General features: G+C 73.6%; 5 protein-coding genes. 2 read left to right on the top strand and 3 right to left on the bottom strand.

Annotated elements, in window-relative coordinates:
* Positions 1-87 precede the first annotated feature (87 nt).
* Positions 88-939, bottom strand: a complete 852-nt coding sequence (locus tag ACYC1Z_RS12755; RefSeq protein WP_461409900.1) for a 4'-phosphopantetheinyl transferase family protein — start codon at positions 937-939, stop codon at positions 88-90.
* Between the two features lie 397 nt (positions 940-1336).
* Between ACYC1Z_RS12755 and ACYC1Z_RS12760 the strand changes: the two genes are divergently transcribed.
* The gene (locus ACYC1Z_RS12760; RefSeq protein ID WP_461409901.1) at positions 1337-3133 is read left to right on the top strand and encodes a CYTH and CHAD domain-containing protein; all 1797 of its coding nucleotides are present in this window, start codon (positions 1337-1339) and stop codon (positions 3131-3133) included.
* Positions 3134-3432: 299 nt separating this feature from the next.
* Here ACYC1Z_RS12760 and ACYC1Z_RS12765 read toward each other — a convergent pair whose 3' ends face one another.
* Positions 3433-5637: an acyl-CoA dehydrogenase family protein gene (locus ACYC1Z_RS12765; protein WP_461409902.1), complete on the bottom strand. Its 2205-nt coding sequence runs from the start codon at positions 5635-5637 to the stop codon at positions 3433-3435.
* 211 nt (positions 5638-5848) lie between these two features.
* Positions 5849-6604 (bottom strand): TetR/AcrR family transcriptional regulator, encoded by a 756-nt coding sequence (locus ACYC1Z_RS12770; RefSeq protein WP_461409903.1) that lies wholly within the window; start codon positions 6602-6604, stop codon positions 5849-5851.
* Positions 6605-6644: 40 nt separating this feature from the next.
* Here ACYC1Z_RS12770 and ACYC1Z_RS12775 point away from each other — a divergent pair, with 40 nt between their 5' ends.
* On the top strand, positions 6645-8081 hold the full coding sequence (locus ACYC1Z_RS12775) for an acetyl-CoA C-acetyltransferase (protein WP_461409904.1): 1437 nt from the start codon (positions 6645-6647) through the stop codon (positions 8079-8081).
* Positions 8082-8229 lie beyond the last annotated feature (148 nt).

The following is an 8229-nucleotide window of genomic DNA, read 5'->3' on the forward strand; positions in this document are numbered from 1 at the left end:
TTCTTGTGCCGAGGGCGGGTGGTGCACCACGCGCCCTCGGCACAAGAACCCGCCGTCGATGAGTGCGGCCTGTTGTGCCTTGGGCGATCAGGACGCGCTCGGCGACCGGGCAAGCAGGGCGGCGCCGTCGTGCAGGCGCACGTGGAGCAGTCCGACGAGCACGTCGGGAGCCGCCTCCCTGGTCGACGTGGATCCTTCCGCAGGTGCGAGCAGAGCAGCCACCGCTCCGACGGCGGGACCCCCCAGGGCCAGGTCCGCGAGCACGAGGTGAGGTCTGGCAGCGACGCCGACCGGTTCGGGAGCCGTCCCACGATGGCGGTCGGCGCTTCGGCCACCAGGGTGCCGAGGCACCGGCCGGGCGACGGCGCCGTCGATCAGCTCGATGTCGGCCGGGTCGGTGACGAGCCCGGTACCGAGCGCCTTGAGCACGGCCTCCTTGCGCACCCAGGTGCGCGCAAGGTAGTCCGGGCGAGCCGCCGCGGGGAGTCGGTCGTGGTGGGCCCGCTCGCGGGGGCCCAGGGCGACGTCCGCCAGCGGGGCCGCGGCGACGGCGGCCGGGTCCTCGATGTCGATCCCCACCGGCCGGTCGCTCAGCACTACGCCCACGAATGGTCCCGATCGCGTGATGCTCACCCGGACAGGGTGATCGAGCACCGACACGGGGCCGTGTTCGCCCCCGCATGTCGGGCACCGGGCCTCCAGCCGCACGTCCTGCGGGTCGGCCCCGGTGATGAGGGCGACGGCGTGGCGCAGCAGCGTACGGCCGAGCACGAACCGGGCCGCCTGGTCGGGCGGGAGGTCGCGCGCGCGACGTCGTTCGACATCGTCCAGGACGCCGTCGTCCACGCCCGGCGCGGCGGCCGGTCGCGTGCCGGCCAGGTCGGGCTCGATGAGCCAGACGTCCACCATGGCGACGCCGGCGCCATCCCTGTCCCGCACCGCCCCATCCTCGCGCGCCGAGCACCGGGCCACCCCCCCCCCCCGTCCGTGAGCGACGTACGGGCAGGAGCCGATCGCTGGAGTCGAGGGAGGGATTTCGGCGAGGTCCGCACCTTCGAGTGCGACGCCATGCCATCGGGTGACGAGGCTCGGCAGCGACTGGAGGGTCACCGCGGGAGCGGCCGCACGGGCGGTACCTTTCACGGAGACGCTCCTTTCCCAGCCGAGGTGTTGACGCGCCTGCGACGTCGGGCCGGCGTGCTCTGCCGCGGAGGGCATCGGGCCTCGGTTGAGGTTCGTGGGCCGGATGGGGAGACTGAGTCATTGCCGTCCTGCGCCCGTCCGGGCCTTTCCGTCGCCCCGGGTGAGCCGCGGGTGAGGACCGGGAGGCCACGAGATGGACCGTTATCGAGAGGACGAGCGGAAGTTCGACGTCCCCGAGGGCTTCCGGCTGGCCCGGGTGCCGATCCCGGCCGGCCTGGTCGTCAGCCCCCCGGCGGTCGTGGAGCTCTCGAGCGTGTACTTCGACACCCCGGCGCTGGCGCTGACCAGGGCGGGAATCACGCTTCGCCGCCGGACCGGCGGCACTGACGCGGGCTGGCACCTGAAGGTGCCGCGCGCGGACGGCGTCCGCGACGAGTTGCGCGAGCCGCTCGACCACGACGCCCCGCCGGCCTCGCTGGTGGACCGCGCCCGGGTGCACGTGCGGGACGCCGAGCTCGCACCGGTCGTCCGGCTGGACACCCGACGCACGCGCCGCCTCCTGTACGCCTCCCCCGAGCCCGTCCACACCTCCGGCCCGGCCCCGGAGGCCGGCACCGATGCCTCTGCCGAACCCGGCGACCCCACTCCCACGCCGGCCGGTCCCGTGACCGGCACCTCTGCCGAACCCGGCGACCCCACTCCCACGCCGACCGGGGCCGTGACCGGCACCTCGACCGAGCCCGGCAACCCCACATCCACGCCGACCGGTACCGGCACCTCTGCCGAACCCGGCGACCCCACACCCCCCTCGGCCGGTCCCGTGACCGGCGCCTCTGCCGAGCCAACCGCACCGCCCGTCACGACCGGCCGCGGCACTCCCCTGGCCGAGATCGACGACGACCTGGTGACCGCCGAGATCCTCGCCGACGGCACGACCACGTCGTGGCACGAGGTCGAGATCGAGCTCCACGACGGCAAGCGCGCCGTCCTCAAGAGCCTCACCGCCGTGATGCGCGACGCGGGGGCCACCACCTCCGCGGCGCCGTCGAAGCTGGTTCGAGCGCTCGGTGACCGGCTCCCCCCGGCCGCCGACCGGCCCGCCGGCCGGAAGGCCCCCGCCGGCGACGTCGTGCTCGCCCACCTGCGCGAGCACATCGACGCCCTCAAGGCGAACGACCCGGGCGTCCGTGCCGACCTGGCAGACGCCGTCCACCAGGTGCGCGTCGCCTCCCGGCGGCTACGCAGCGTGCTCCGGACGTTCCGACCCCTGTTCGACCGCACGCAGACCGACCCGCTGCGTCAGGAGCTGCGCTGGCTCGGCACCGTGCTCGGCGACGCCCGCGACACCGAGGTCATGCACGCCCGGCTGCGCGAGCAGCTTGCGTCGGACCCCCATGCGGAGAAGCTCATCACCGTCCGCGAGCGCATCGACCACGAGCTGACCGGCCGCTACGCGCAGGCGCACGATGCCGCGTTGCGGGTGCTCGACGGCGAGCGGTACTTCCGCCTCCTCGACGCCCTCGACGACCTCGTCGTCAACCCTTCGCTGACCGACCTCGCAGCACGCCCGGCCCGTGACGTCCTTCCCGGGCTCGCGGCGAAGGTCTACGAGTCGCTGCGCAAGGGGCACGACGTCGTGGCGGCCACCGACGGCGAGGAGAAGGAGTCGGCGCTGCATGAGGTGCGCAAGGGCGCCAAGCGAGCCCGCTACACCGGCGAGGCGCTCACCTCCACGTTCGGCAAGGATGCGGCGAGGTTCGCCGCAGCGATGGAGCGCGTGCAGGCCATCCTCGGCGACCACCAGGACTCCGTCGTCACCCAGGCGCTCCTCACGGACATGGCCGCCCGCGCCCACTCAGCCGGGGAGGACACGTTCCACTACGGGCGGCTGGTCGGCCTCGAAGCCGCCCGTGCCGAGTGGATGCGGACGGCGTACGCCGACGCGTGGCGGGCGGCGTCGCGCCGCTCGCTCCACGCCTGGACGCGCTGACCCGCAGGGCGCATCCACCGATCCCGCAACCCTGCAGGCCGGACCCCCGCGAATCGACGCACCTGGCCCACCCGGCAGGCAACATTCCGCATTGTGGTGAGGATCTGATGGTCATATGCCAGCAAACTCTCACCACAACTCCTCATGGGGCGGGGTGTCGGGGGCACGGGGGCACGGTGGGCAGGGTTGGTCGGTGGGGCGAGTGGCAGAGTCGGTCGGTCAGGGGTCGAGGTCGGTGGGGCGAGTGGCAGAGTCGGTCGGTCGGGGGTCGAGGTCGGTGGGGCGAGCGGCGGAGTCGGTCAGTCGGTGGGGGTGGCGAGGCCCGACTTCTTCTGGCTCGCGTGCAGCTCCTTCTCGTTGATCGGCTCCTTGCCCGCAGCCCGCTGGGCGCGGAAGTAGGCACGGGCCTCGTCCTGGCGGCGCTGCTCGACCCCGGTGACAATGGTGGCGCGGAGCTGGTCCACCGTCAGACCGAAGGCGTCGACCAGGTCGACGGCGTGCGGGCGCAGCCGGACGAGGAGCCGGTCGACGTAGCTCGTCACGGTCTTGGCCCGCTGCGCCGTGAGGCGCCCGTTCATCAGGTACCAGGCGAGGTTCTTCTCGATGAGCGTGAGCCCGAACAGGTCCCGCAGCGTCGTGAGCACCTCCCGGGTGCGCACGTCGTGGATGCGCGACAGCGCCGCGGTGAACGCCTCCCACTGCAGGAGCTCGGCGTGGGCACGAGCCGCCTCGATGAGCTCGTGCTGGTGTGCGTTGAACAGGGCGGCGGCATCGGTCGGCGACGCATGGCGGGCCGACCGCAGGGCGCCCGCGATCTCGGCGACCATCGCCTCCACCCGGTCCTCCAGTAGCTCCCGCTGGGTGTCGGCCGCGCGCAGGTGGCCGGCGGAGCGGGCCCGGGAGCCGGTGTCGAGGATCGTCTGCGCCGTGCGCCGCAGCGGGGTGCGGTGCAACGTCATGTCCGCGGCGCGGGCGGCCACGTACCGGGCGGCACCGGCGATGTCGACCTTCGCCATCTGCTTGCCGTAGTCGGAGAGCAGGCGCTTGCCGACGAGCTGGAGCAGCACGTTGTTGTCACCCTCGAAGGTGACGTAGACGTCCATGTCCTGTCGCAGCCCCACGAGCCGGTTCTCCGCCATGAACCCGGCGCCGCCGCAGGCCTCGCGAGCCTCCTCGAGGGTCTCGAGGGCGAGCCAGGTGGTCAGCGGCTTCGCGGCCGCGGCGAGCGTCTCGAGGTCCTGCCGGTCGGCGTCGGTGTCGTGCGCGCCGGAGAAGACGTCGTGGAACCGGTCCAGGACCTCGTGGTGGGCGAACGTGGCCGCATAGGTACGGGCGAGGAGCGGGAGCAGGCGACGCTGGTGCTGCTGGTAGTCCAGGAGCACCACCTCGGAGGTCTCGTCGGCACCCGTGAACTGGCGCCGCTGCGAGCCGTAGGTCACCGCGATCGCCAGGGCCGCCCGGCTGACCACGACGGCCGAGCCGGACAGCGAGACCCGTCCCTGCACGAGCGTGCCGAGCATCGTGAAGAACCGGCGGCCCGGGCTGGCGATGGGGGAGGTGTAGGCGCCGTCCGCGGCGACGTCGCCATAGCGGCTGAGCAGGTCGCGGCGCGGCACACGCACGTGGTCGAACCAGAGCTGGCCGTTGTCGACGCCGTTCAGCCCGCCCTTGAGGCCGTCGTCACGCCCGTCGACGCCGGCGCGGTACCGCAGCACGCCGTCGGGCCCGTCCTCGCGGATCGGGACGTAGAACGCGTGGACGCCGTGGTTGACGCCGCGCGTGACGAGCTGGGCGAAGACGACGGCCGCGATCCCGTGCTCGGCGGCGTTGCCGAGGAACTCCTTGCGGGCCGCCGGCACCGGGGTGGTCAGGACGAACTCCTCGGTGGCCGGGTCGTACTCGGCGGTGGTGGCGATGGAGGCCACGTCGGAGCCGTGACCGACCTCCGTCATCGCGAAGCAGCCGGGCACGCTCACGTCGATGATGCCGGGCAGCAGCCGTGCGTGGTGCTCCTCGGCGCCCAGGTGCAGCACGGCGGCGCCGAACAGGCCCCACTGGACCCCGGACTTGATCTGCAGCGACGGGTCCAGGAGGACGAGCTCCTCGAACGTGGCGAGGTTGCCGCCCGGGTCCTCCAGCCCGCCGAGGGAGCGGGGGAACGCCCGGTGGCCGGCGCCGGCGGCGGCCAGCGCCCGCACCTGTGCCAGCACGCGGGCACGGTGCTCCGCGACCGGCAGCCCCTCGATCTTGCACATGTCGGGGTCCGAGGCGAGGGCGCGCGCGCGGCGACGCAGGTCGGCCCACCGGCCGTCGATGAGGTTGTTGAGTGCCGCGACGTCGATCCGCTCGCCGGTCGCGGTGGGGAGGCCGGGGCTCGGTGGGGTGGCCGCCGACGGCGTGAACGCCGGGTCGGCCGACGGCACGGGCGCCGGGACGTGCGGGTCCGCCGACGCCGGGCCGGCGAAGGACTTCGGGTGGGTGGTGGGCTGGCTCGTGGTCTTCATCGTGGCTCCGCGTCGTTGCGTGGTCGGTGAATTGGGCTGGTCGGTGGTGAGTGATGGTCGGTCGCTCGGGCTGGTCGGTCACCCGGGCTGGTCGGTGAATGGGGGTGGTGATGGCTCGGGGTGGTCGGTGGCGGGTGGATCGCTGCGGCCGGGCCCCGAGGGCTCGAGGCCGGGCCGGGTCGGGTCGATCAGGTCGGTCGGGTCGATCGGGTCAGGGTTCGGTAACCGGCGACGTGCCCGCCGGGTGCCGGCGGGCCCGGCGAGTGACCCCGACCGCGCCGTCCCACAGCCACCGGGACAGATGGACGCCCAGCTCGTCCCGGCTCATCGCGCCGATCTCGTCCCGGATCACCTCGCCGGTCGCGGCCTCGCCCTGGCCGACCATCCACCGCTCGGCAGCGCCGCGGACGAGCCCGACGACGCCGGACGCCCAGAGCTGGGCGAGGGCCAGGTCCTCCCGGCTCGGGGTGTCCTCGCCGACCTCGGTGGGTGGCTTGTCGCGGAGAGCGGGCAGGAGCGTCTGCGCCACGAGGTCGATGACCTCGGCGACGAACCCGCGCAGGGCGCCCGCGGTCGCCGCCGCCTCGGGGCGGGTGACGAACGCGTACACATGCGGTGAGGAGGCGGTCAGCTCCAGGTAGACCGTGACCATGGCGGAAATGCGCTCACGCGGCCCGGCCACCTGCCCGGCCGCCAGCTCGAGCGCCTCGCGCATGTGCGCCAGCACGGCCTGCCCGACGGCCGTCTGCAGGCCGGTCTTGTCCTGGAAGTACCGGTAGAGGATCGACTTCGACGTGCCGATCTCCGTGGCGATCTCGTCCATGGAGCTGTCCGGCCCCAGGTGGTGGACGGCCCGCCGCGCGGCATGCACCAGCTCGAGGCGACGCGAGGTCCGGTGCCCCTCCCAGCGGGTGGACCGTCCGTCCACCAAGTGCTCGGCGGGCATCTCTCCATCGGCGTTCGGCATCACGGTACCGACGGTATCAGGTACTGTCGGTACCGTACTGATGTTCCCGACGCCCGGGCCCAAGGTCCCGGGGTGGGCCTACCGGTTCGTACGGCAGGAAGCCGACCGGTTCGCACAGCAGGAAGAGGACGACGACGTGACTCAGCCCAGCCCCTCGACCGACACCACCGCGGCACGCGCCGCCGTTGTCGGCGCCAACCGCATCCCGTTCGGCAAGGCCGGCGGCCGGTACTCCGCCGCATCGAACCAGGACATGCTCACCGCCGCGCTCGAGGGCCTCGTGGCTCGATACGGTCTCGCCGGCGAGCGCCTGGACGAGGTGGCGGCGGGCGCCGTGCTCAAGCACCCGAAGAACTTCAACCTCACCCGCGAGTCCGTGCTCGGCTCCTCGCTCGACCCCCACACCCCCGCCTACGACGTCCAGCGCGCCTGCGCCACCGGGCTCGAGGCGATCCTCGGCGTCGCCAACAAGATCGCCCTGGGGCAGGTCGAGGTCGGGATCGGCGGCGGCGTGGACTCGGCGTCGGACGCGCCGATCGTCGTCTCCGAGCCGCTGCGCCAAGCCCTGCTGAAGGCCTCCCGCGCCCGCAGCCTGCCCGAGCGGGTCAGGGCGTTCGCGGCGGTGCGCCCGCGCGACCTCGCCCCCGTCGCCCCCAACGTCACCGAGCCGCGGACCGGGCTGAGCATGGGCGAGCACCAGGCGCTGACGACCGCCCGCTGGGGCATCTCGCGCGAGGACCAGGACGCGATCGCCCTCGCCTCGCACGTCAACCTCGCGGCGGCGTACGAGCGCGGGTTCTTCGACGACCTCCTCACCTCCTACCGCGGCCTCTCCCGTGACGAGTCGCTGCGCCCGGACACCTCCTTGGAGAAGCTCGCCAAGCTCAAGCCGGTGTTCGGCGAGCACAGCGGCGACGGCCCGGCGCCGACCATGACGGCCGGGAACTCCACCCCGCTCTCGGACGGCGCCTCCGCCGTCCTGCTCGCCTCGGACGCCTGGGCGGCCGGGCGCGGCCTGCCGGTGCTGGCGCACGTCGTCGACGCGCAGACCGCGGCGGTGGACTTCACCAGCGGCACCGAGGGGCTGCTGATGGCCGGCGCCTATGCCGTCCCGCGCCTGTTGGCCCGCCGGCAGATGCGGCTGGAGGACTTCGACTTCATCGAGATCCACGAGGCGTTCGCGTCCACCGTGCTCAGCACGCTCGCGGCCTTCGAGGACGCCGACTTCGCCCGAAAGCACCTCGGCCTCGACGCCGCGGTCGGCACGGTGGACCGGGCCCGGCTCAACGTCACCGGCTCCTCCCTCGCTGCCGGGCACCCCTTCGCCGCCACCGGCGGGCGGATCGTCGGCACCCTGGCGAAGCTCCTGCACGAGCGCGGCGAGTCCCGGGTCCGGCCCGGGCAGCCGGCCCGCGGGCTGATCTCGGTCTGCGCCGCCGGCGGGCAGGCCACCGCGATGATCCTGGAGGCGGCATGAGCGACACGTATCTCGACCTCGACAGCGGCGGCCTGCCCGCCACGGTCGCGAAGAAGCTCGGGCTGCCCCGCCCGGTCCGGCTGCGGCGGACCGACCCGGCATCGGTGGACGTCCCGCTCGCACCCGGTCCGGTCCTGGTGCTCTCCGA

The sequence above is a fragment of the Georgenia sp. genome (assembly GCF_054605595.1).